Source organism: Mesorhizobium sp. WSM4840 (genome assembly GCF_055811755.1).
Genome location: NZ_JBVVQD010000019.1, coordinates 114,055 through 136,959, shown reverse-complemented (window position 1 = coordinate 136,959; position 22,905 = coordinate 114,055). Strand labels below are relative to the sequence as shown.

20 protein-coding genes are annotated in these 22,905 nt (G+C 63.1%); 9 read left to right on the top strand and 11 right to left on the bottom strand.

Features of this window, described 5'->3' with window-relative positions; translation table 11 throughout:
* Positions 1 to 456 precede the first annotated feature (456 nt).
* From AC0L3I_RS24035 to AC0L3I_RS24020, 4 genes are all read left to right on the top strand, one after another.
* The gene (locus AC0L3I_RS24035; protein WP_473487746.1) at positions 457 to 1,821 is read left to right on the top strand and encodes a Ppx/GppA phosphatase family protein; all 1,365 of its coding nucleotides are present in this window, start codon (positions 457 to 459) and stop codon (positions 1,819 to 1,821) included.
* Between the two features lie 79 nt (positions 1,822 to 1,900).
* Entirely contained in the window at positions 1,901 to 2,611 is a 711-nt protein-coding gene (locus AC0L3I_RS24030) for an RlmE family RNA methyltransferase (RefSeq protein ID WP_473487745.1), read from the top strand.
* 842 nt (positions 2,612 to 3,453) lie between these two features.
* A complete protein-coding gene (guaB, locus tag AC0L3I_RS24025) occupies positions 3,454 to 4,956 on the top strand; it encodes an IMP dehydrogenase (protein WP_123147581.1) in 1,503 nt (500 codons plus the stop codon).
* Positions 4,957 to 4,981: 25 nt separating this feature from the next.
* A complete protein-coding gene (locus tag AC0L3I_RS24020) occupies positions 4,982 to 5,521 on the top strand; it encodes a hypothetical protein (protein ID WP_473528420.1) in 540 nt (179 codons plus the stop codon).
* Positions 5,522 to 5,560: 39 nt separating this feature from the next.
* Here AC0L3I_RS24020 and rnd read toward each other — a convergent pair whose 3' ends face one another.
* The 7 genes from rnd to AC0L3I_RS23985 form a co-directional block, all read right to left on the bottom strand.
* Positions 5,561 to 6,712: a ribonuclease D gene (rnd, locus tag AC0L3I_RS24015; protein ID WP_473528419.1), complete on the bottom strand. Its 1,152-nt coding sequence runs from the start codon at positions 6,710 to 6,712 to the stop codon at positions 5,561 to 5,563.
* 96 nt (positions 6,713 to 6,808) lie between these two features.
* Positions 6,809 to 8,053: an MFS transporter gene (locus tag AC0L3I_RS24010; protein WP_473528418.1), complete on the bottom strand. Its 1,245-nt coding sequence runs from the start codon at positions 8,051 to 8,053 to the stop codon at positions 6,809 to 6,811.
* A gap of 165 nt (positions 8,054 to 8,218) precedes the next feature.
* The gene (locus tag AC0L3I_RS24005; RefSeq protein ID WP_473528417.1) at positions 8,219 to 8,722 is read right to left on the bottom strand and encodes a DUF3280 domain-containing protein; all 504 of its coding nucleotides are present in this window, start codon (positions 8,720 to 8,722) and stop codon (positions 8,219 to 8,221) included.
* Positions 8,723 to 8,838: 116 nt separating this feature from the next.
* Entirely contained in the window at positions 8,839 to 9,282 is a 444-nt protein-coding gene (locus AC0L3I_RS24000) for a hypothetical protein (RefSeq protein WP_473528416.1), read from the bottom strand.
* The gene (locus AC0L3I_RS23995) at positions 9,279 to 9,644 is read right to left on the bottom strand and encodes a TfoX/Sxy family protein (protein ID WP_473528415.1); all 366 of its coding nucleotides are present in this window, start codon (positions 9,642 to 9,644) and stop codon (positions 9,279 to 9,281) included. The genes AC0L3I_RS24000 and AC0L3I_RS23995 overlap by 4 nt, the downstream gene beginning before the upstream one ends.
* Positions 9,634 to 10,101 (bottom strand): SRPBCC family protein, encoded by a 468-nt coding sequence (locus tag AC0L3I_RS23990; RefSeq protein WP_473528414.1) that lies wholly within the window; start codon positions 10,099 to 10,101, stop codon positions 9,634 to 9,636. Before AC0L3I_RS23990 ends, AC0L3I_RS23995 begins: the two co-directional genes overlap by 11 nt.
* The gene (locus AC0L3I_RS23985; protein WP_473487788.1) at positions 10,088 to 10,429 is read right to left on the bottom strand and encodes an ArsR/SmtB family transcription factor; all 342 of its coding nucleotides are present in this window, start codon (positions 10,427 to 10,429) and stop codon (positions 10,088 to 10,090) included. The genes AC0L3I_RS23990 and AC0L3I_RS23985 overlap by 14 nt, the downstream gene beginning before the upstream one ends.
* A gap of 528 nt (positions 10,430 to 10,957) precedes the next feature.
* Between AC0L3I_RS23985 and AC0L3I_RS23980 the strand changes: the two genes are divergently transcribed.
* Positions 10,958 to 11,383 carry a GNAT family N-acetyltransferase gene (locus AC0L3I_RS23980; RefSeq protein ID WP_473528413.1) on the top strand — a complete coding sequence of 142 codons (426 nt, stop codon included), beginning with the start codon at positions 10,958 to 10,960 and terminating at the stop codon, positions 11,381 to 11,383.
* A 199-nt stretch (positions 11,384 to 11,582) separates the two neighbouring features.
* Positions 11,583 to 13,373: an aspartate--tRNA ligase gene (gene aspS, locus AC0L3I_RS23975; protein WP_473487787.1), complete on the top strand. Its 1,791-nt coding sequence runs from the start codon at positions 11,583 to 11,585 to the stop codon at positions 13,371 to 13,373.
* A gap of 266 nt (positions 13,374 to 13,639) precedes the next feature.
* Here the strand turns inward: aspS and AC0L3I_RS23970 are convergent, their stop codons facing one another.
* Positions 13,640 to 14,830 carry a hypothetical protein gene (locus AC0L3I_RS23970; protein ID WP_473528412.1) on the bottom strand — a complete coding sequence of 397 codons (1,191 nt, stop codon included), beginning with the start codon at positions 14,828 to 14,830 and terminating at the stop codon, positions 13,640 to 13,642.
* A gap of 255 nt (positions 14,831 to 15,085) precedes the next feature.
* Here AC0L3I_RS23970 and parC point away from each other — a divergent pair, with 255 nt between their 5' ends.
* Both parC and AC0L3I_RS23960 read left to right on the top strand, forming a co-directional pair.
* Positions 15,086 to 17,338 (top strand): DNA topoisomerase IV subunit A, encoded by a 2,253-nt coding sequence (gene parC, locus AC0L3I_RS23965; RefSeq protein WP_473528411.1) that lies wholly within the window; start codon positions 15,086 to 15,088, stop codon positions 17,336 to 17,338.
* Positions 17,339 to 17,617: 279 nt separating this feature from the next.
* Entirely contained in the window at positions 17,618 to 18,826 is a 1,209-nt protein-coding gene (locus AC0L3I_RS23960) for an AI-2E family transporter (protein WP_258117865.1), read from the top strand.
* On the opposite strand, the gene AC0L3I_RS23955 is transcribed toward AC0L3I_RS23960, so the two are convergent.
* The 3 genes from AC0L3I_RS23955 to AC0L3I_RS23945 all read right to left on the bottom strand — a co-directional run bounded on the left by AC0L3I_RS23955 (position 18,814) and on the right by AC0L3I_RS23945 (position 21,204).
* Positions 18,814 to 19,710, bottom strand: a complete 897-nt coding sequence (locus AC0L3I_RS23955; protein WP_473528410.1) for a DMT family transporter — start codon at positions 19,708 to 19,710, stop codon at positions 18,814 to 18,816. The two genes, AC0L3I_RS23960 and AC0L3I_RS23955, sit on opposite strands and share 13 nt — an antisense overlap.
* 122 nt (positions 19,711 to 19,832) lie before the next feature.
* Entirely contained in the window at positions 19,833 to 20,597 is a 765-nt protein-coding gene (locus AC0L3I_RS23950; RefSeq protein WP_095491336.1) for an arginyltransferase, read from the bottom strand.
* Between the two features lie 136 nt (positions 20,598 to 20,733).
* Positions 20,734 to 21,204 (bottom strand): RDD family protein, encoded by a 471-nt coding sequence (locus AC0L3I_RS23945; protein ID WP_473528409.1) that lies wholly within the window; start codon positions 21,202 to 21,204, stop codon positions 20,734 to 20,736.
* 308 nt (positions 21,205 to 21,512) lie between these two features.
* Here AC0L3I_RS23945 and sthA point away from each other — a divergent pair, with 308 nt between their 5' ends.
* Positions 21,513 to 22,901 carry a Si-specific NAD(P)(+) transhydrogenase gene (sthA, locus tag AC0L3I_RS23940; protein WP_473487786.1) on the top strand — a complete coding sequence of 463 codons (1,389 nt, stop codon included), beginning with the start codon at positions 21,513 to 21,515 and terminating at the stop codon, positions 22,899 to 22,901.
* Positions 22,902 to 22,905: the final 4 nt, after the last annotated feature.

Genomic DNA, 22,905 nt, shown 5'->3' with positions numbered 1-22,905 from the left:
CCTTGAACGGCATCCCGAACCCCCTCGCGCACAATGCGCAAAACTGTTCGCGATGTCCTCGCACACCTGTTCGCGATGTCCCCAGTCCAAACACTGCGGAGGGAGAAGGAAAGGCTGGCGATCCTTCGCGCCCCCCTCTGTCCTGCCGGACATCTCCCCCAGTTGGGGGAGATCGGCCGGCACCGCCGCTTTCCCCAATCCCCACCGTCGCAGAAACCGGCGGAGCGCCAAAGCTGCCAATCTCCCTCCTTGTGGGGGAGATATCCGGCAGGACGGAGGGGGCGCTGTCCCGCCATGATCGGGCCGAGCGGAGCGCGAGACAATGCCGCCGGCAAAATTCGGCCCCTGCGCTCTTGGTGATCCGGCGCGGCGCTGCTAGTCTGGCGGCAACTTAGAACACGTGAAAGCGCCTGCTGCGTCCGGTCTCCGGTTCGCGCGGCGCCGGAAGGAACTGAAGTGGAAGACCACGACACCGGCGCCGGCGCGCCGGAAGTGGGCGTGTCCAGGGCTTCGCCACCGCCTTCGGGCCAAGCAAGCCCATCCGCCGGCCGGCACAATGGCCGCCCGGTGCAGCCTTGGTCCGGTCACGGACAGGCAGGCGACGCGTCCCAGCAGCAGAAGGCCAAGACCAGGAAGCGGCGAAAACGTCGGCGCGGCCGCAAGGTTTTCGTGCGCGATGACGCTCACCTTGCAGCGGCCGGACTGTCGGCGCCCGCCGGCAGCGCTCCAGCCAGCCGCCCGCCCGAGGCGATCGTCGCGCCTTTGCCCTCAGCTGCGCCAACCAGGCCGGAGCAGGATGTCCGCCGCCCGCCGGTGCAGGAACTGCCGGTGTTTGCGGCACTCGATCTCGGCACCAACAATTGCCGGCTGCTGGTGGCGGTGCCTACGCGTCACGGCCAGTTCCGCGTCATCGACGCTTTCTCGCGCATCGTCAGGCTGGGCGAGGGCCTCACCGCCAATGGCCGGCTCGGGCAGCCGGCGATGGACCGTGCGGTCGAGGCGCTGAAGATCTGCGGCGACAAATTGCGCAGCCGCAAGATCAGGAAGGCCCGGCTGATCGCCACCGAAGCCTGCCGTACTGCCGCAAACGGCGCCGAGTTCCTCGACCGCGTCGAGCGCGAGGCCGGCTTGAAGCTCGAGATCATCGACCGCCAGACCGAGGCGCGGCTGGCGGTTTCGGGCTGCGGCTCGCTGGTCGACCGCGACACGCAAGGCGTCGTCCTGTTCGACATCGGCGGCGGCTCCTCGGAAATCGCGCTGATCGATCTCACCGGCCACCGCTCGCCGAGGCTCGCCAACCACATCGTCTCCTGGACGTCGCTGCCGGTCGGCGTGGTCTCGCTGGCCGAGCGCTTCGGCGGTCGCACCGTCACCCGCGAGGTCTTTGCCGCCATGGTCGACGATGTGGCCGTGCGCCTGCACGCCTTTGACGGGCGCGACCGGCTGAGCCATGTGCTCGCCAGCCCAAAATTCCACCTGCTCGGCACCTCGGGCACGGTGACGACGCTGGCCGGCGTCCACCTTGACCTGGAACGCTACGACCGCCGCCGGGTTGACGGGCTGTGGATGGACCGCGACAGCGTCGACCGCATGGTCGAAAAACTGGTCGGCTGGGATTTCCAGCAGCGCGTCGCCAATCCTTGCATCGGCGCCGATCGCGCCGATCTGGTGCTGGCCGGCTGCGCCATCCTGGAAGCGATCCGCGCGGTGTGGCCGTCGGAGAGGCTGCGCGTCGCCGACCGCGGCCTGCGCGAAGGCATATTGAGCGAATTGATGGCCGACGACGGTGTCTGGCGCAACAATGGACGTGGCAGAGCATGATCCCGAACCGAAGGACCGCGTCAGCGAAAAGTGGCAGCCGGTTTTCGCTGGAGATCATGCTCAAACAAGAAGTCAGGCAATGACCAAGAAACCGGAAAAACCAGGCTCTGCCGGCATTCGTGTGCTGAAGACGCGGATCAAGAAGAAAAGCGGCCTGAAGGAATCGTCGCGCCGCTGGCTGCAGCGTCACATCAACGATCCCTATGTCCAGCGCTCCAGGGCCGACGGCTACCGTTCGCGCGCGGCTTACAAGCTGATCGAGATCGACGACAAGCACCATCTGCTCAAGCCCGGCATGAAGGTCATCGACCTTGGTGCGGCACCCGGCGGCTGGTGCCAGGTCGCCGCCGCGCGCACGAAATCGACGGCCGAACATCCGCATGTCGTCGGCATCGACTATCTGGAGATGGATGCGGTGCCCGGCGCGCCGGTGCTGTTGATGGATTTTCTCGACCCGCAGGCGCCGGAAAAGCTGGCCGAAACGCTAGGCGGCCAGCCGGACATCGTCTTGTCCGACATGGCGGCGCCGACCACCGGCCACCGCCGGACCGATCACATCCGCACCATGTATCTGTGCGAGGTGGCGGCCGATTTCGCCCTGTCGGTGCTCAAGCCGGGCGGCCATTTCCTCGCCAAGACCTTTCAGGGCGGCGCCGAAAACGAGCTGCTCGCCAGGCTCAAGCAGAATTTCCGCTCGGTCCACCATGTCAAGCCGCCAGCCTCACGCGATGAGTCGGTCGAGCTTTATTTGTTGGCGAAGGATTTTAAGGGCGGAAGCGGCGGAGGGTAAAAATCGCCCCGTAGTGATCCTTCGCGCCCCCTCTGTCCTGCCGGACATCTCCCCCTCAAGGGGGAAGATCGGGCGTCATCGCGGTCTTCGCAAACCTTCGACGGTGCAGGAGTGCGTGGAGCGGCGAAGCTGCCAATCTCCCTCCTTGAGGGGGAGATGGCCGGCAGGCCAGAGGGGGGTGCTGTCCCGCCAGCGCTGGAGGGCGCCACTCCTCAACTCCCAGCCGCGTCCGGATTTGAATGTTGCATCGCCGATTGCTTGCCAGTCCCTTGGGGGCAAAGGGGCAAGCCGACACGCAGGGCGGTTACCACGGGTGGGGTCGGATGTCGCCTTAACTTCACATTTGTGCGACCCTGGCAGCCGTGCCAGTCAGGAGCCCTGCGAAGAACGGCGCCTAAAAAAAAACCGCCTCGGCGGCGGATCGCTGGCGCAAATCAGCACCATGAATAAATTCCTAGCATAGTTGCCGTCACAAAGCAAGACAGATGTGCTAATCACTTCAGCAAAAGCCGTCCCTCGCCCCGTCACTATACGGGGAGAGGATGCCGGCAGGCAGGTGAGGGGCGGCGCGAACCTGAAGCGATTGCCCTGAGCCTGAGCCTGAGCCTCTTCCGCTGCCGTCCAGGCAACACTCAATCCGTGCAGAGCAGCGGCGAATGCCGGCCACCGATCCGTCACTGCGAAAGGCATTAAGCTGAGTTCGCAGCGCTGTCGTGCACAAGCAATCGGCTTTTCATCGGCGACGGGACGTGTTACGAGCCAGCGCCAATCCTGAAAGGGAAGAAGACGAGTCGGCGCTGTCCATCCGGTCCAGCGCTTTTCATGCATTCCGAGGGCTGGCCATGGCAAAGATTATCGAAACGTCCACGGGCGCGTTGGCGCTGACCTTTGACGACGTGCTGCTGCAGCCGGGTCATTCCGAGGTCATGCCCGGCGAGACCGATATCCGCACCCGCATTGCCGGCGACATCGACCTCAACGTGCCGATCCTGTCCGCCGCCATGGATACGGTCACCGAGGCGCGTCTGGCCATCGCCATGGCCCAGGCCGGCGGCATCGGCGTCATCCACCGCAATTTCTCGCCGGCCGAACAGGCCGAGCAGGTGCGGCAAGTCAAGAAATTCGAATCCGGCATGGTGGTCAACCCCGTCACCATCGGCCCCGACGCGACGCTCGCCGACGCCTTGGGGCTGATGCGCACCTACTCGATCTCGGGCATTCCGGTGGTCGAGAATGGCGGCGCCGGCGGGCATACGGTCGGACGGCTGGTCGGCATCCTGACCAACCGCGACGTGCGCTTCGCTTCCGACCCGGCGCAGAAAGTCTACGAACTGATGACCCGTGAGAACCTGATCACGGTCAAGGAGAACGTCGATCAGGACGAGGCCAAGCGGCTCCTGCATCAGCACCGCATCGAAAAGCTGGTCGTGGTCGATAGCGACGGCAATTGCGTCGGGCTGATCACCGTCAAGGACATCGAGAAGTCGCAGCTCAATCCGCACGCCACAAAGGACGTGCAGGGGCGCTTGCGCGCGGCGGCCGCCACCAGCGTCGGCGATGACGGTTTTGAGCGCGCCGAGCGGCTCATCGATGCCGGCGTCGACCTTCTGGTGATCGACACCGCGCATGGTCACTCGCAACGTGTGCTCGATGCGGTGACGCGGGCCAAGAAACTGTCCAATTCGGTCCGCATCCTGGCCGGCAACGTCGCCACATCAGAAGGCACGCTGGCGCTGATCGATGCCGGCGCCGACGCCGTCAAGGTCGGCATCGGACCGGGTTCCATCTGCACCACCCGCATCGTCGCCGGCGTCGGCATGCCGCAGCTCTCGGCGATCATGTCGGCCGTCGAGACGGCGCAGAAGTCGGGCGTCTCGGTCATTGCCGACGGCGGCATCAAATATTCCGGCGATCTCGCCAAGGCGCTCGCCGCCGGCGCCAGTGCCGCCATGATCGGCTCGCTGCTGGCCGGCACCGACGAGAGCCCGGGCGAAGTCTATCTGCACCAGGGCCGCTCGTTCAAAGCCTATCGCGGCATGGGCTCGGTCGGCGCCATGGCGCGCGGCTCCGCCGACCGTTATTTCCAGGCCGAGGTGCGCGACACGCTGAAACTGGTGCCGGAAGGCATCGAAGGACAGGTGCCCTACAAAGGACCTGTGTCCGGCGTGCTGCACCAGCTTGCCGGCGGCCTTAAAGCCGCTATGGGCTATGTCGGCGGGCGCGACCTTGCCGATTTCCGCGACCGCGCCACCTTTGTACGCATATCCAACGCCGGACTTCGTGAAAGCCACGCCCATGACGTCACGATCACCCGCGAAAGCCCGAATTACCCCGGCGGAGCCTAACCAGTTCGCACGAAGCCTGACGGCAATGATGCTGCGGCTGTCGCGCCACGCTGCCGCACTTTGCTTTGTCTGCGTGGCGGTTTTTGTCGCCATGACGGCGCTGGAGTTCCTCTATTTCCGCCAGCTGAGCGGCGGCCTGCCGTCGCTCGATTTGCGCTTTACCGGTTTCACCCCGGACGAGGGCATGGCCTGGCTGACGGCGCTCGGCCGGCGCGGCAGCGAGATCATTCTGGTCTGGCACTACCTGACCTTCGACCTGCTGTTCCCGGCGCTGCTGTCGCTGACATTGGTCAGCCTGATCCTGGCCACCGGGCGGCGGCTGAAGATCTTCCGGGCCCTGTCCGCGCAGTTCCAGTCGCTGTTCGCGCTTGTCCTGGTGCTGCCCTACACGTTTGCCGATTATGCGCAGAACATCGCGGTGGCCCGCCTGCTCTCCGATTTCCTGTCGGCCAATCCGGATTCGCTGTCGTTTGCCTCGGCGCTGATCGTCACCAAATTCGCACTTCTGGCGATACCGCTGATCGTCATAGTGGTTTTCCACCTGGCCGGTCAGAAACAGCGCTGACCCCCTTCTCCCACAAAGGGGAGAAGGATGTGGCAGACGCTACAAATCGAACAGCGCGATCTTGCGCTTGTCGAACTTGATCGCAATCTCGCCGCGCACCAGTTTGAGCGCGGCCTCGCCGAACACGGCGCGTCGCCAGCCTTGCAAAGCCGGCACGTCGGCCGCCTCGCCCTCTGCGGCGATGCGATCGATGTCGTCGCTGGAGGCCAGCACCTTCGAAGCGACGCCCTCCTTTTCGGCGACGATACGCAACAGCACTTTCAGCAATTCCGCGGCGGCATTGGAGCCTTCGGGCGGCTGAAAACTCTTCGGCAGCTTCGGCATCTCTTCCCTGGGCAAGGCAAGCGCGGTGTTGATCGCGCCCAGCAGCGCCGTTGCCGTCACTGAGCGTTCCCAGCCTTTCGGCGTGGTGCGCAGCTTGCCGAGTGCTGCCGCATCGCGCGGCGCCTGCTGCGCCACTTCGTAGATGGCGTCGTCCTTGAGCACCCGGCCGCGCGGCACGTCGCGTTCGCGCGCCTCGCGCTCGCGCCATGCGGCCACCGCTTGCACGATCGCCAGCTCCTGCGGCTTGCGCAGCCGCATCTTCAGCCGCTTCCAGGCGTCCTCCGGATGCGGATCGTAGGTTTCACGCGCGGTCAGCACCTCCATCTCCTCGTTCAGCCAGTGAGCGCGGTTTTCCCGCACCAGCTCGGCGCTGAGGTGCTGGTAGACCTCGATCAGATGGGTGACGTCGGCAAGCGCGTAGTCGAGCTGTTTTTCGGAAAGCGGCCGGTGGCGCCAGTCGGTGAAACGTGAGGACTTGTCGAGCCGAGCGCCGGTGATCTTCTGGACGAGCTGGTCATAGGAGACGCTGTCGCCGAAGCCGCAAACCATCGCCGCCACCTGGGTGTCGAACACCGGATGCGGCACCAGATCGCCGAGATGAACGATGATTTCAATGTCCTGGCGCGCCGCATGGAAGACTTTGACGACGGCCTCGTTGGCCATCAGCCTGAAGAACGGCTTCAGGTCGATATCGGGTGACAGCGGATCGATCAGCGCCGTCACCCCGGGCGCCGCCATCTGGATCAGGCAGAGGATCGGCCAAAAGGTCGTCTCGCGAATGAATTCGGTGTCGACGGTGACGAAATCCGACTTTTCGAACGCGGCGAGAGCGGTCTCAAGTTCTTCTTGGGTGGTGATGACGTGCATCAAATCGCTTTTGGCAAAGGGTAAGGTCTCCTTCAATTTCAGCCGCGCGGGCTTTCGTCAAGCCGCAGCCCCGGTTCAACACATATCGGGCCGTCATCATTGCTTCGCAGGCCCGTCGGAATCGTCGTTGCGCTTGGCCAGCTTGGCGAACACCGTCGATGTGCGCAAAAGGCCGATGAAACGGCTGCGATGGCCGGCCGGCACGCCGGATCGCACCTGCATCCGGTACAGGATGACGAGGACGAAGATGGCGTAGACGGTGGCGGTGAACACGAACAGCGCGCTTGGCCCGAAATACTGCATCGCCGTCGAGGCGGCGAACGGCCCGCCAATGGCGCCGAAGGAATAGAACAGCATCAGCGCCGCGTTGATCAGCACAAACTCGCCCTTGTCGGCGCGGTCGTTGGAATGCGCCGCCGATAGCGAGTAGAGCGGCATGGCGAAGCAGCCGAAGATGAAGACGATCACGAAGTTGAGGGACGGGTCGCTGCGCGCCCAAAACACCAGCGCCAGCGATGCAAGCAGCGCGCAGCACGTCGTTATCAGCAGCACAGAACGCCGGTCCCAGCGGTCGGACAGGTAGCCGAGCGGATACTGGATGATGGCGCCGCCGAAGATGCCGACGCTGACGAAGGTGACGACGTCGGTGACCGACATGCCGATCTGTTCGGCGTAAACCGGCGACAATGTGCGGAAGGCGCTGTTGGTGACACCGACGGCAATGCAGCCGAAGCAGCCGAGCGGCGAAATCCGCCAGACGCGGGCCAGGTCGAGCTTGACGTCTTCCGGCGGGGTCGGGTTGGAGCGGTCGCCGAGCGACACCGGCACCAGCGAGAGCGTGATCATGATCGACATGACGGCAAAGATGGCGAAACCACCGGCGCCGACGATCGGGATCAGGAACTGTGCGCCTGTGACCGAACCGATGTCGACCATGCGGTAGATAGCCAGCACCCGCGCACGGTCCTTGTTGGCGGCCCCGGAATTGAGCCAGGCTTCCATGATGGTGAACAGGCCGGCGAAGCAGAAGCCGCCGGCGAGGCGCAACGCGCACCACATGACCGGGTCGACGACCAGCACCAAAAGCAATGTTCCCGCCGAAGCGATCGCCGCCAGCGCGGAAAAGGCGCGGACATGGCCGACGGCCTTCATGATGCGGGGGACGGCGAGGCAGCCGAGCAGGAAGCCGGCGAAATAGAACGTGCCCATCAGGCCGATGGTCGAGGCCGAAAACCCCTCCTGCGCGCCGCGCAGCGCGATCAGGGTGCTCTGCAGGCCGTTGCCGCCGAGCAGGATGCCGGCGGCAATAAGGAGCGGGATCAGCGGGCGCATGGAGGACATGAAGGAAGGCCTGTCGTTGATCCTTCTTGAACCATCGCCCGCGCCAATGCCAGCGGCAATTCCCGGCGGTTAGCAGGCCAGCACCGACAATCAGTTTCTCATTGTGATTTTTAGCTGAGGGGCGATCTTTCGCGCTCCCGATGGCGCGCTTGGATGGTGGGCGTCCTACCGCAAAATTCTGTTTGTCATCAGCCATTTCACGGAGCGGGGCCACGCGTAATTCGCACCCATGCGAAGATCGGTAAAGCCTTGGGAAACAGGTTTCCCGGTTTCAGCGTCGAGGATGCGAATGAACATGGTATGCTCTGTTCGGTTGACACGCGTCACGACGCCCAGCAAGGCAAAAGAGGCGCCGTGTTCTTTGGCGATTTTGCCTTCACAGCCGCCGCAGTTGCGCAATCCGTGCGGCGCAACCGCCTGCTCATCGCTGGCTGGCGCATCAACCACTGTAAAGCGCCCGGACTGGGAGAGCATGTCCTTCGCCATTTGTGCCGACTCGGACAGATAGCGCCTATCGTGTTCATCCGGCGGAATTATTCCTGCGCCAGCGCTCTTGTCTTCCAATTCGAATGGAAACACCTCGATTGACATCGGCGTTGTCTGAGCGTGTGCAAAAGTGCAGGTGCCAACAAGCAGCGTCATCAGGACAGTCAATGTGCGAATGCGCATGGTAGTCCTCCCGTCAGTATGACGATGACGGCCATTGTACACGGCTTGACCACCCTGACCACGATCAAGGCAGAAGGTAGCAGTCGGCTTCCGTCAGTCGAAGCGCCTTCCCTCGGTCAGGCCTTGAGCTCCGACACCCCGACTCGCGCGTCTCGTGAGGAGGATCGACCGAAGGCAAAAGCGGTCAGAGGCCCGACGAGCAACCACTGCACGACCGTGAATGCTGTCTCGATCGTGAGGTAGTCGGGAACCGATGCCATCACGTTTTTTGCAGCGACGGCGAGCGTGGTGAAGCTCCACGACAGAACGGCGCCGAAGGCTGAGTAGACCAGTCCGCGCGACAGAATTGTACCGCTCCGCCGCGCAAACGCCTGTTCGTAGACCCAGGCGAAAAGGACTGCCTGGATCAGCATCGACAGGAAACCAAACGCGATGATGATGTTGCTCCGATAGATCGCAAGCTCCGCGTAATAGCGCTCGAAAAGGATCAGATGCCAGACAAATCCGAGCGCGAATGTCGGCACGACGTAGGCAAGAACACCAAGGAAGAAGCGTGTCATTTCCGTTTTCCTTTCGTCAAAGCCGGCTTCTGGCCGGGCAGCTTTGGCGGCAGGGTCTGCACGAAGGCGATCGCCGGTTGGAGCCACCTGCCGACTCCTTCACCGGTCAGCGCCGGGGGATCGACGTAGATGTAGCCTTCCATTACCCGCCCCCTCATCTCCATCGGACGCGCTCCGGGCTCGGCAAGCGCTTCGTGCTGGCGGTCCTTGCCGACGCGAACCAGCAAACCGCGCCGGGACGCAGCCGCGACCATGTTGCCGTTCAGCATGAAACCTAGCCCGCCGAACATCTTGACTTCGCGGATATCACCGACGCCCGCGAGAGCGGCACGGACGCTTGCGGCAAGCTCGTCAGCGGTCATGCTGCAAATCCTGTGCTTCGAGCAACGCGGTCAACTGATCCAGGGCACCACGCCAGCCGACGGCGTGACGCACGATCGCGTCGCTGCGCGTAAGCTTTTCATGGCGGATGACGAGTTCGCTGCCGGCGCCGTCCGGCGTGATGATCACCGTGACCTCCGACTCGATGCCTGCATGCTCGTCCGGCGGCTCGATTATCCACGAAAAGACGATCTTCGCAGGCTGCTCGATCGATAGAAAAGCGCCACCGACGATGACGATTTCTCCTTGCTGCCGCTGGTAGGCGAAGCGATAGGCGCCATTGACGTGGAACTCGAACTGCAGGACGGTGAGTGTGATCTCCGGTGCCGGCTTCAGCCATCTTCCGACCAGCTCGGCCTCGGCAAAGGCGGCAAACACTTCCTCGGGCGCGGCGATGAAACGTCTACGCACTTCGGCGACGGTCTTATCGATGGTCATCGTTTGCGCCCTCCGACAAAAGGCGATCGAGCTGCTCGACCGCACCCGTCCAGAATGCCTGATGGCGCGCGATCCATGCCTGCGCATCCTGCAGAGGCTCTCGGCGCAACCGGAACTGATGAACACGCCCCTCAATGGCGCGTTCAATAAGCCCGGCCTGCTCCAGCACCTTCAGATGCTTGGAGATCGTCGGCTGGGTAGAGCGAAATTGGCGGCCGAGTTCGCCGGCGCTTCTGGCCTCACCTCGAGCGAGCGCATGAATCATTGAGCGACGCGTCCCGTCCGCCAAAGCGTGAAACGTTCGATCGAGACTGGCCACCTTTTGCATAGCCATATGGCTATACGTCATTCGAGCGGCAAATGCAAGGACGTGCAAGGCCGAAAATCCCTCTGCGCGCTGCGTCATACCCTGAAGGGGGCCCGGCTGGTTCCAGCAGGAAGCAGCCTGGCTGTATATTCCACCGTGCTTGCTATACTCCACCGGGCAGTCACGCAGGGGGCTTCACATGTCAGGCTATTTCGGCACAGAGGTTCAGCAGCGCCTGCAAGCTCAAGCTGAGGCGAGTGTCGACTTCATCAATGCAACCCCCGGCGCGTGCCAGACCGGGCGCACTATGGGGTGCGACGATCCCGACCGGTTCGGGTGGGAAATGATCGACAAGATACTCAATCGCGACGGCATCTGCGGCTTTCGTATGATACCTGCAAGCAAGGCGGATGAGCTCAAGTCGCGATTGGCCAAGGGGGCTTCCGTTTCGATTCCTGGGACGTATTCTCCGCCGACCAGGCAAGTGCCCTGGCGGCATCGGAGGCGATTATCGGCCGGGGATTGCCCGATGGATTTCTCGATCAAGACATGGCGGCCGAGCCGGATGGTGAGTATACGATCCGCATCCAGGCCTTCATGGCGGCGTTGGGCGTGGTGCCGTTTTCGGGGTCGCTGCTTGCCGGAACCCTGGGGCCGGCGACGACGGTAGTGGTTGGTGACGAGAGGGGACCGTCGTGGCAACCGCGCATGGCTACCTGGCTCACAATTCCCATAGCATGGGTCGGGCTGGTTGCGGTCGCGCAATCGCAGAGGGGTCGAGGGCTTGGCAACTACGTCAACGCTCGCATGATCGTCAGTGTGGTTCGCGATTTGCATGCGACGCACATTTATGAGCTCGTATCGGCCTCGAACCTACCGTCCCGACGAATGGTGGAATCATGTGGACTTCGTCGCGATCCCGCTGTTGTGTGCGGGGTTGCCACGCTTGGCGATGGTGCGCGCTTCACCCGCTAACCACCATTGGCGGTTGATGTTGGACCAGGGCTCATTCCGAGCGATGACCGCTTAGGCTCGAAGCCGAACTTCGAACCGAGATGCTGCCCGTGCGCCGCCTGCCTTGACAAAGGCGGCCTCTCATGTGCTTTTCGCGCAAATTTTCGGGCCGGGCTATCATGCCTTGGCCGCAATCAAACATCCGGACCTACCAATGACAATGCATCGTTACCGCAGCCATACCTGTGCCCAGTTGAGGAAGAGCGACGTCGGTTCTTCCGTTCGCCTGTCGGGCTGGGTGCATCGCGTGCGCGACCATGGCGGCTTGCTGTTCATCGATTTGCGCGACCACTATGGCCTGACCCAGATCGTCGCCGATCCGGATTCGCCGGCCTTCAAGATTGCCGAGACGGTGCGCGGCGAGTGGGTCATCCGCGTCGACGGCGAGGTCAAGGCGCGCCTGGCCGAGACGGCGAACGCCAACCTGCCGACCGGCGAGATCGAGGTTTTTGCACGCGAAATCGAAGTGCTGTCGGCCGCCAAGGAATTGCCGCTGCCGGTGTTCGGCGAGCCGGACTATCCCGAGGATATCCGCCTCAAATACCGCTTCCTCGACCTGCGCCGCGACACGCTGCACAAGAACATCGTGGCGCGCACGAAGGTCATCGCCGAGATGCGCAAGCGCATGGGCGAGGTCGGCTTCACCGAATTCTCGACACCGATCCTGACCGCTTCGTCGCCAGAAGGGGCGCGCGACTTCCTGGTGCCGTCGCGCATCCATCCCGGCACCTTCTACGCGCTGCCGCAGGCACCGCAGATATACAAGCAATTGATCATGGTGTCGGGCTTCGACCGTTACTTCCAGATCGCGCCGTGTTTCCGCGACGAGGACCCGCGCGCCGACCGGTTGCCGGGCGAATTCTACCAGCTTGACGTGGAAATGAGCTTCGTCGAGCAGGACGACGTTCTGGCGACAATGGAGCCGGTCATGCGCGCGGTCTTCGAGGCCTTTGCCGCCGGCAAGCCGGTGACGCAGGAGTTCCCGCGCATCGCCTATGACGTCGCTATGCGCAAATACGGCACTGACAAGCCGGACCTGCGCAACCCGATCGAGATGCAGGCGGTCTCCGATCATTTCCGCGATTCCGGCTTCAAGGTTTTCGCCAACATCCTTGCCAACGACCCCAAGGCCGAAGTCTGGGCCATTCCGGCCAAGACCGGTGGTTCACGCGCCTTCTGCGACCGCATGAATTCGTGGGCGCAAGGCGAGGGCCAGCCGGGCCTCGGCTACATCTTCTGGCGCAAAGAGGGCGAGAAGCTCGAAGGCGCCGGTCCGCTTGCCAAGAACATTGGCGAGGACCGCACCGAGGCAATCCGCCTCCAACTCGGCCTTGCCGATGGCGACGCCGCCTTCTTCGTCGCCGGCGACCCGAAAAAGTTCGTCTCGTTCGCGGGAGCGGCGCGCACCCGCGCCGGCGAGGAGCTGAACCTCGTCGACCGCGACCGCTTCGAATTGTGCTGGATCGTCGACTTCCCCTTCTACGAATGGAACGAGGACGAGAAGCTCGTCGATTTCGGCCACAACCCGTTCTCTATGCCGCAGGGTGGCATCGAGGCGCTAAACGGCGAGGATCTGCTCGGCATCAAAGCGTTCCAATATGACATGGTCTGCAATGGTTTCGAGATCGCGTCGGGCGGCATCCGCAACCATTTGCCCGAAACCATGGTCAAGGCATTCGAGATCGTCGGCCTGGATCGCGAGACGGTCGAGGAGCGCTTCGGTGGCCTCTACCGCGCCTTCCAGTATGGCGCACCGCCGCATGGCGGCATGGCGGCCGGCATCGACCGCGTCGTCATGCTGCTGGTCGGCGCCAGGAACCTGCGCGAAGTGACCATGTTCCCGATGAACCAGCAGGCCTATGATCTGTTGATGAGCGCGCCATCAGAAGCCAGCCCGCAGCAGCTTCGCGAATTGTCACTGCGCGTCGCGGTGACCAAGAAAGAGGGTTAAAAACCTCCCGCAACCGACGCTAAACGCTGTCGGTTTGCGCTGCCCTCATTGCCCTGCCGGGCATTTCTCCCCGTATAGTGACGGGGAGAAAGACACTGTCACAAATGATTTCGCCAACTGCCAGCGTTGCAAGATGGGCGCAAACGTCGCGGCCGTCTCCCTTCTCCCCGTCACTATACGGGGAGAAGGTGCCGGCAGGCGGATGAGGGGCGGTGCTGACACTTCCAATGCAAGCGCATTTTGCAAACCGGCCAGAGACGTGCCGGTCAGTCTTCGTTCGCCTTGACCGTCACGCCAAGCGTCTTCGTCAGGTCCACCGGGTTTGACATGGCGCCCGCCATGATCAGCGCGAACGGCACCGCTGCCGGCGGCTCGGCCAAGATCTCGATGCTCTGCGGATCGTCGAGATATCTGCCGACCGCAGCCGACACCTGCGCCGTCAATTCGGGATTGTTGAGCTGCGCCATGCCGAAAGGCACGATCGCCTTGGCCTGGTTGGCGACGTCCTTGCCGGACATGCCTTGCTGCTTGCCGACATAGTCCAGCACCTTGTTGGTCAAGGAATCGTCGTCGAAGCGGATCGAAGCGCTGTTGAACGAAAGCTGCTGCAAGACGCCGAGCATGGCCATGCCTTGCGCCGAGTTGTCGGCGCCTTCGGGCTGCGCCGCCATCTTCTTCTGCATCTCCTGCAGCGACTTGATAACGTCAAGCGTGTAGCCGCCGAAACCGAAGGTCATGCCGAGCGTTCCGGCATTGTCGACGGAGATGTCGTATTTCGACAGCTCCATCTTGCCGTCCGCAGGCTGCCAGGTGCCCGCCATTTTAAGGTTCCCGCTGATGTTCTGGTAACCGAGCGCGTTGATCACCTCCTTGGACTTCGGGTCCTCGACCAGCGTCAGGTCGGCATTGAACTTTTCCGTGGTGCCGGAGAACGCCATCGCCTTGCCGTCGGCCGGCGGGGTGATTTCGATGGCGAGCCCGTCCATCGAGAAGGCGGTCTTGTCGGCAACCTTGACCGTCATGTTGTCGAGTTCGGCCGATTTGTACATCATCAGCGAGCCCAGCGGGCCTGTAGCGCCGTCGGCGGGAACCGTCATGTCGTGGATGACGAAGGGGCTGAGGTCGAGCGTGACGCCGTCTTCGCTGTGCTGGAACGCCGAAGTCGAGACGGTTTCGATTTCATAACCGCCATTGGCTTCGGTCACGCCTTCGAGTTTGATGTCGCCGAACTTGAGCGCTTCCTTTTCGGCCGCCGGTTTGAAGGCCACGCCTTGCAGCACCATGCTGGAGGCATCGCCCGTCACCCCGGTCCAGGAGATGTCGACGCCCTGGGCGGCGAGAGCCGCCTTCAGCCGGTCGGCGACCGCCGCATCCTGCGCCAAGGCCGCGTTCAGCGGCAGCGTCAGCAAAAACGTCGAAAAAGCAAGTTTGTTAAGTGTCGAGCGTCTGATCGTCATCGCGAGTCCCCTGAGCGTGTCCTGAAGATTGTCTTTTCAACTCGTTGCGCCGCCACCCTTCCGTGACGAACTGGACGGGAAAAAGGCGTTCTCCCGCACAATGGTCGAAAACCATGGCGAAACGCAAATCCGATCCATTGCCATAGAGCCGGGATGTAACCGATTGATGTTGGTCGGCGTCCAGTTCGTGTTGCGGAAAGGGCGGCGCATTCAGCGCCTCTTGCCGCGAATCACCCGCTCGGCTAGTCCCAGCCCATGGGAAAAAGGCTTTTACCGCCTGGCGATGGCGGTGGCGACAACATCGAGCCGGTCGATCTGAAGAAAGCGCTGGAAGAGCGCTATCTCGCCTATGCGCTGTCGACCATCATGCACCGGGCGCTGCCGGATGTGCGCGACGGGCTGAAGCCGGTCCACCGCCGCATCATGCATGCCATGCGGCTGCTCAGGCTCAACCCCGACCAGGGGTTCGCCAAATGCGCCCGCATCGTCGGCGAGGTGATGGGCAAGTTCCATCCGCATGGCGACCAGTCGATCTACGACGCGCTGGTGCGGCTGGCGCAGGATTTTTCGATGCGCTATCCCCTGGTCGACGGGCAGGGCAATTTCGGCAATATCGACGGCGATAACGCCGCCGCCATGCGCTACACCGAAGCGCGCATGACCGACGTGGCGACCGAGCTGCTGTCCGGTATCACCGAGGATGCGGTCGACTACCGGCCGACCTACAATGAGGAGGACGAGGAGCCGGTCGTGCTGCCCGGCGCCTTCCCAAACCTGCTCGCTAACGGCTCGTCCGGCATTGCCGTCGGCATGGCGACCTCGATCCCGCCGCACAATGCCGCCGAGCTCTGCGCCGCCGCCCTGCATCTGATCGAGCATCCGGATGCACCGGTGACGACATTGATGGACTTCGTCCAAGGTCCGGATTTCCCGACCGGCGGCATCATCGTCGATAGCCGTGCCTCGATCCTCGAAGCCTATGAAACCGGTCGCGGTGGTTTCCGCGTCAGGGCGAAATGGAGCCAGGAGGACCAGGGCAGGGGCACCTGGAGCATCGTCGTCACCGAAATCCCCTACGGCGTCCAGAAGGCGCGGCTGATCGAAAAGATCGCCGAGCTGCTGATGGCGCGCAAATTGCCGCTGCTCGAAGACATCCGCGACGAGAGCGCCGAAGACGTCCGCGTCGTGCTGGTGCCGAAGAGCCGTTCTGTCGATCCCGGAATCCTGATGGAATCGCTGTTCAAACTGACCGAGCTCGAAAGCCGCTTTCCGCTCAACATGAACGTCCTGTCGCGCGGCAAGATACCCAACGTGCTGTCGCTGAAAGGCGTGCTCAAGGAATGGCTGGAGCACCGCCGCGAGGTGCTGATCCGCCGCTCCAGGCATCGCCTCGGCGAGATCGAAAGGCGGCTGGAGATCCTCGCCGGCTATCTAATCGCTTATCTCAACATCGATGAGGTGATCAGGATCATCCGCGAGGAGGACGAGCCCAAGCAAGTCATGATGGCGCGCTGGTCGCTCACCGACAACCAGGCCGAAGCCATCCTCAACATGCGGCTCAGGGCCCTGCGCAAGCTCGAGGAATTCGAGATCCGCAAGGAATTCGACGGCCTCACTATCGAGAAGAAGCAGATCGAGGCGCTGCTTGCGTCCGACGCCAGGCAGTGGTCGACGATCAAGTGGGAAGTCTCCAGCATCCGCGAGAAATTCGGACCGGAGACCGAGCTCGGCAAGCGCCGGACCCAGTTCGCCGACGCCCCCGAACATGACCTGACCGACATCGCCCATGCCATGATCGAGCGCGAGCCGGTCACCGTGGTCGTTTCGGAAAAGGGCTGGCTCAGGGCGATGAAAGGTCACCTGACCGATCATTCGTTGCTGACCTTCAAGGAGGGGGACAGCCTCAAGCTCGCCTTCCACGCCCAGACCACCGACAAGGTGCTGGTCTTCACCACCGGCGGCAAGTTCTACACGATCGGCGCCGACCGGCTGCCGGGTGGGCGCGGCCATGGCGAACCGATCCGCATCATCGTCGACATGGACAACGACCAGGACATCGTCACCGCCTTTGTCCATGATCCCAAGCGCAAGCTGCTGCTGGTGTCGCACGACGGCAATGGTTTTGTCGTGCCGGAAGAAGAGGTTGTCGCCAACACTCGCAAGGGCAAGCAGGTGATGAACGTCAAGGCGCCCGACGAGGCCCAGCGCTGTGTGCCGGTCGCCGGCGACCATCTCGCCATCGTCGGCGAGAACCGCAAGATGCTGGTCTTCCCACTCGCCGAGATCCCTGAGATGGGGCGCGGCAAGGGCGTTCGCCTGCAGAAATACAAGGATGGCGGCGTTCTCGACCTCAAGACCTTCACGCTCGCGGGCGGTCTCTCCTGGCAGGATTCGGCCGACCGCACCTTCATCAAATCACGTGAAGAGCTGGTCGAGTGGATCGGTGCTCGAGCCTCGGCCGGACGCATGGTGCCAAAGGGATTCCCGAGGACGGGGAAATTCGGGTAGTTGCTAATCTCCCCCCTTGAGGGGAGATGTCGCCGAAGGCGACAGAGGGGGGTCGGAACGTTCAGACGCGACATCTTATTGCGGACAGAGGAGGCTGGAGCTTCATGCTCGGCGACCCCCTCTGGCCTGCCGGCCATCTCCCCCCTTGAGGGCCCTCAAGGGGGGAGATTAGCGCCTCCATGCAAACATTTGGAATGTCGTCACGATTGCTGCACTATGTCGGTGCATAAGCACCGCTACATAAGGCGACGACATACGCGTTTGGGGAGAAATGGGCATTTGAAAGAACCCAGGATTAAGAAACCGGAAGGGCAGCAGCGCTTGTTCGGCCTGTCGACGCCGGTCAGATCCGCCGTCATTCCACCGCTGTCGGCGGCGCGCTGGCTCCTGGTGCTGATCGTTGCCGCCGGGGTCTATTTCTTTCATGGTTTCCTGGTTCCGGTGCTGGCCGCTCTTGTCATCGCCTTTGCCAGCTGGCCGCTCTATCGGCGGCTGCTCGCTGCTGTCGGCGGCAACCGCACGATCGCCGCGACATTGGCGATCCTGTTCATTCTCACCTTCCTGGTGGTGCCGATCGCGCTCGCCGGCGCCTACGCCAGCAACGAAGTCCGCGAATGGGTCGGCTGGGCGATCGAGACCAACCGCGAAGGCGCGGTGACGCCGCACTGGATCGCCACGCTGCCCGTGGTCGGCGACTGGCTGAACGAGCAGTGGACGCGCAATCTCGGCCATCCCGGCGGCATCGGCGAACTGATCCAGCTGATCAGCGGCGCCAACATCGGCAGCATCTATCGCGGCGTGCTGGCCGCTGGCGGCAGCGCCTTCGGCCTTCTGCTGGCGCTGCTGTTCATGATGATCGCGCTGTTCTTTGCCTATCGCGACGGCGAGCATTTTGCCGGGCAGGTCGACCGTCTCGGCGAACGCATCCTGCCGACCAGGTGGGAGCGGATTTCACGCGTCGTGCCGGCGACGATTTCCTCGACAGTAACCGGCATGACCATTATCGCCATCGGCGAGGGGGTGGTGCTGGGCGTGGCCTACTGGCTGGCCGGCGTGCCGTCGCCTGTGACGCTCGGCGCCCTGACCGGCATCATGGCGCTGATCCCTGGCGGCGCACCGCTGTCCTTCACGCTTGTTTCGATCTATCTCGCCGCCAGCGGCTCGCCGATGGCCGGGTTGGCGCTGTTCATCTGGGGGGCTGTCGAACTGTTCATCGTCGACAAGACATTGCGCCCGAAACTGGTCGGCGGCCCGATAAAGCTGCCGTTCCTGCCGACCTTTTTTGGCCTGATCGGCGGCGTCAAGACGATGGGCTTTCTCGGCCTGTTCATCGGCCCGGTGCTGATGGCATTGCTGGTCGCGATATGGCGCGAATGGCTGCGCGAGGTGGAATTGGCCGACGAACTTGCCCCCGCAGCACCGGTGGAGCTGGAGGGGGCGCCGCCGCAAATCGAAATCGTTGCCGAGAAGAAGTCTCAGGCCGGGTGACGGACCGCAAGGGTTGCGCGGCGCTTGCGCCCCTCATGCAGCTGCCATAGTGAATGGGCGACCAGCGTGACGATCAGGATCGCACCGCCGATCAGGCTGTTGCGTGACGGCGACTCGGCAAAGATCATCCACATCCAGACGGGCGCCAGCACGGTTTCGAGCAGATAGAACATCGCCACTTCCGGCCCCGAAATATATTTCGGTCCGTTGGCGAGGCAGAAGAACGAGATCGGCATGATGACGGCGCCGTTGAAGATGATCCACCACGGCGCGTTCACCTGAACGCCTTCGCCTGAGACCATGAACACCGCGACGGCCAGCGGCAGGATCACGCCGATCAGCGATGTGAACCCCATGTCCTTGCCGCTGGCACGCGAGATGGTGATGGCCAGCGCGATGAAGAAAGCCGAGCACAGCGCCATAAGATCGCCGAACAGGTGCCCGGTGCCGATCGAATCGCCGACGATGATCGCGACGCCAACGATCATGGCCAGCATCGCGACCACGGTGACCAGTCGCGGCCGCTCCTTCAGGAACAGCCAGGACAGCAGCGCCGCGAACACGGTGTTGAAGGCCAGGATGAAGACCAGATTGGCGGTCGTGGTGTAATAGATGCTGGTGACGAAAGTGACCGAGGTCAGCCCGTAGCATATGGCGACAACGAGCCCCGACCAGCCGGGGATGAGCTGCGGCGCGTTCCTGCTCAGCGAGCGCCAGACGGCCCAGATGATCAGCGCCGCGACCAAGGTGGTGCCGGTGCGCAGCAGGAGGATCGTCCACGCGCCGCCGTCGGCGAGCCGGATCAGTGGAATGTCGATGGTCAGCGTCAGCCCGCCGATGGCGGTGATGAGAAGGCCCTTCTGGTGATCATTGTGGGACGACATGCGGCAATTCTCGCAATGAATTTGAAGGCCGGCCGGCCGCGCTTTTGCACACTCTCCGCTAAGCGGAAAGGCCAGCATGCTCTTCCTGGAAACAGTTTAAGATTGGATTTTGGAAAAACTATTCAGCGCGAAACCGCTTCGTGGTCGTAGCGTTCCCAGCCTTTCGGGCCGAGATGCTCCTGCGGCATGAAGCGCATCTTATAGTTCATCTTGCGCGAGCCGTTGACCCAGTAGCCGAGATAGACATGGGGCAAGCCCATCGCCCTGGCGCGGGCGATGTGGTCGAGGATCATGAAGGTGCCAAGCGAGCGGTCCTCGAAGTCCGGATTGAAGTAGGAATAGACCATCGACAGGCCGTCGGCCATCTTGTCGGTGAGCGCCACCGCGATCAGCTCGCCCTGGCCCTTGCCGGTGATGAAGCTGTCGGGGCCGCGGCGCCGGTACTCGATGACCTTGGTGTCGACATGCGTGTCCTCGACCATCATGGCGTAGTCGAGCACCGTCATGTCGGACATGCCGCCGCGGCGGTGGCGGGCATCGAGATAGCTGCGGAACAGCGAATACTGCTCGGTCGAAGGTTGCGCGTCGTGCATCGCGCCGATGAGGTCTGAATTGTGCTGTATCACCCGCCTCATGTTGCGGCTGGCGGTGAATTCCTGGGCCAGGATGCGCACCGAAACGCAGGCGCGGCAGGTCTCGCAGGCCGGCCGGTAGGCGATGTTCTGCGATCGCCGGAAGCCGCCTTGCGTCAACAGGTCGTTCATCTCCGGCGCCTTGTCGCCGACCAGATGCGTGAACACCTTGCGTTCGAACTGGCCCTCAAGATACGGGCACGGCGACGGCGCGGTCAGGAAGAACTGCGGCGACTGGGTAGGATGGTGCGTCATCGAACCTTGGAAACACTCCTGCGAATCATCATACCTTTGGCGCGTACGGCGAAAAATTCAACAGGATTGTGAAAGCGTGGGCATCGGAGCCTTCACTTTGCACACAAATGCTCGCGGGACTCGTGAAAAAGCTGTCTCAGCGGTCACTGCGGCTGACCACCGTGCCCAGCAGCAGGTCGTGCAGCGTGCGCTTGCGGTCGGCAAACAGCGACACCAGAAGCACCAGCGGCGTCAGGATGACGTTGCCCGCCCAAAACAGCACCGAGTGCACCACGGCCGTCAGCCCGTCGATACGGGTGCCGTCCAGACGGTCGAGCCGGATTCCCATCATCTTCATGCCCGTGGTGGCCTGGTCGGCGCTGCCGAGCGTGTTCCAGATGTAGAGGATGGCGACGGCCGGCACGAGAACGGAAAACAGCATCCAGCCGAGGCCGAGCGTCAAAATCCCGAGCAAGAACACCAGGATCGCGAACGGAATGGTAAGCAGCGCGACGATGCAGTAGTCGATGATGAAGGCGAGGACACGCCGCGTGCGCACGCCGTTATAGGCCCGGATATCATCAAGCCTGAAGGTGATGATTTCACCGTCGAGAACGCGCGCGTTCATGTCATTTCCTCGTCGTCAGGCCCGGGATAGGTTGCGGGCCGCCTGATGTTGAAATGGTGAAGTCTTGCGGCGGAATCAAGATCGGGCGTTTCCGCGGCATGCGGGGGAAACAGCGCCGGGTACAGCCCGAATCGGTTGAATTTGCAGCGCCGATGGCGTTAGTTTGCTGCAGCGCAGCAAAGCGCGCCTAGAGCGCCACGCGTCCTTTTGGACGCGCAAAGGACGCTCTAGCACTTTGAATCGGCGCATGATCCCCTTTCCGAAAACCGAAACCGGTTTTCGGGGTCATGCGCCAGGGCGAGGGCGACATGGACTACGACATGCTGGTCATCGGCAGCGGGCCTTCCGGGCGCCGCGCCGCGGTGCAGTCGGCCAAGCTGGGCAAATCCGTGCTGGTGGTCGACAGGGGCCGGCGGCTGGGAGGCGTTTCCGTGCATACCGGCACCATCCCGTCGAAGACGCTGCGGGAAACCGTGCTCAACCTCTCCGGCTGGCGCGAGCGCGGCTTCTACGGGCGCGGCTACCGGGTCAAGCAGGACATTTCGGTCGGCGATCTGATCGAACGCCTGCACAAGACGCTCGATCACGAGGTCGAGGTGCTGCAGCACCAGTTCATGCGCAACACGGTCAAGAGCGTGCGCGCTGCGGTCAAGTTTCTCGGTCCGAACAGAGCGAGCCTGACGACGGACAGCGGCGACTACAGTGAAGTCGGTTTTGCGCATGCGCTGATCGCGGTCGGTACCCGCCCGCACCGGCCGCGCGACGTGCCTTTCGACAAGACCCGTGTCTTCGACAGCGACGAGATGCTGGAACTCGAGCGCCTGCCGCGGACATTGACGGTGATCGGCGCCGGCGTCATCGGCGTCGAGTACGCGACGATCTTTTCGGCGCTCGACGTGCCGGTGACGCTGGTCGAGCCGCGCAACACCATCCTCGATTTCGTCGACCGCGAAATCGTCGACGATTTCATCCATCAGATGCGCGATCGCGGCATGACGATCCGGCTCGGCAGTGCGATCAAGGAGATCGCCTCGAAACCCGACTACGCCGAGGTGACACTCGCCGACGGCCGCACCATACGCTCGGAGATGGTGCTCTATGCCGCGGGGCGCACCGGCAATGTCGGCGCGCTCGGCCTGGACGCGGTCGGCATCGAGGCCGATTCCCGGGGCCGCATCAAGGTCGATCCGCAGACCTTCCGGACCAGCGCGCCGAACATCTATGCCGCCGGTGACGTCATCGGTTTTCCGAGCCTCGCCTCCACCTCGATGGAACAGGGCAGGGTGGCCGCCTGCCATGCCTTCGGCGTGCCGTTGCCGCCGCCGCCGGAAACCTTTCCCTACGGCATCTACGCCGTGCCGGAAATCTCGACCGTCGGCCAGTCCGAGGAGCAGGTGCGCGAGAGCGGCGGCGCGTATGAGGTCGGCGTGGCGCGCTTCCGCGAAACCTCGCGCGGCCATATCATGGGCGTTAACACCGGCTTCCTGAAGCTTCTGTTTTCGATCGAAACGCGCAGGCTGCTCGGCGCGCATATCGTCGGCGAGGGCGCGACCGAACTGATCCATATCGGCCAGGCGGTGATCAATCTCGGTGGCACCGTCGATTTCTTCGTCAACAACACCTTCAACTATCCGACGCTGGCCGAAGCCTACAAGATCGCTGGGCTGGATGCCTGGAACCGGATGGGGCGAGCGTAGAGCG

Bases quoted from the DNA above. Each gene is read 5' to 3' on its own strand.
- AC0L3I_RS24030 (WP_473487745.1), top strand. From the start codon at position 1,901: ATGACCAAGAAACCGGAAAAACCAGGCTCTGCCGGCATTCGTGTGCTG.
- guaB (WP_123147581.1), top strand. From the start codon at position 3,454: ATGGCAAAGATTATCGAAACGTCCACGGGCGCGTTGGCGCTGACCTTT.
- AC0L3I_RS24020 (WP_473528420.1), top strand. From the start codon at position 4,982: ATGATGCTGCGGCTGTCGCGCCACGCTGCCGCACTTTGCTTTGTCTGC.
- rnd (WP_473528419.1), bottom strand. From the start codon at position 6,712: ATGCACGTCATCACCACCCAAGAAGAACTTGAGACCGCTCTCGCCGCG.
- AC0L3I_RS24010 (WP_473528418.1), bottom strand. From the start codon at position 8,053: ATGTCCTCCATGCGCCCGCTGATCCCGCTCCTTATTGCCGCCGGCATC.
- AC0L3I_RS24005 (WP_473528417.1), bottom strand. From the start codon at position 8,722: ATGCGCATTCGCACATTGACTGTCCTGATGACGCTGCTTGTTGGCACC.
- AC0L3I_RS24000 (WP_473528416.1), bottom strand. From the start codon at position 9,282: ATGACACGCTTCTTCCTTGGTGTTCTTGCCTACGTCGTGCCGACATTC.
- AC0L3I_RS23995 (WP_473528415.1), bottom strand. From the start codon at position 9,644: ATGACCGCTGACGAGCTTGCCGCAAGCGTCCGTGCCGCTCTCGCGGGC.
- AC0L3I_RS23990 (WP_473528414.1), bottom strand. From the start codon at position 10,101: ATGACCATCGATAAGACCGTCGCCGAAGTGCGTAGACGTTTCATCGCC.
- AC0L3I_RS23985 (WP_473487788.1), bottom strand. From the start codon at position 10,429: ATGCAAAAGGTGGCCAGTCTCGATCGAACGTTTCACGCTTTGGCGGAC.
- AC0L3I_RS23980 (WP_473528413.1), top strand. From the start codon at position 10,958: ATGGCGGCCGAGCCGGATGGTGAGTATACGATCCGCATCCAGGCCTTC.
- aspS (WP_473487787.1), top strand. From the start codon at position 11,583: ATGCATCGTTACCGCAGCCATACCTGTGCCCAGTTGAGGAAGAGCGAC.
- AC0L3I_RS23970 (WP_473528412.1), bottom strand. From the start codon at position 14,830: ATGACGATCAGACGCTCGACACTTAACAAACTTGCTTTTTCGACGTTT.
- parC (WP_473528411.1), top strand. From the start codon at position 15,086: ATGGGAAAAAGGCTTTTACCGCCTGGCGATGGCGGTGGCGACAACATC.
- AC0L3I_RS23955 (WP_473528410.1), bottom strand. From the start codon at position 19,710: ATGTCGTCCCACAATGATCACCAGAAGGGCCTTCTCATCACCGCCATC.
- AC0L3I_RS23950 (WP_095491336.1), bottom strand. From the start codon at position 20,597: ATGACGCACCATCCTACCCAGTCGCCGCAGTTCTTCCTGACCGCGCCG.
- AC0L3I_RS23945 (WP_473528409.1), bottom strand. From the start codon at position 21,204: ATGAACGCGCGCGTTCTCGACGGTGAAATCATCACCTTCAGGCTTGAT.
- sthA (WP_473487786.1), top strand. From the start codon at position 21,513: ATGGACTACGACATGCTGGTCATCGGCAGCGGGCCTTCCGGGCGCCGC.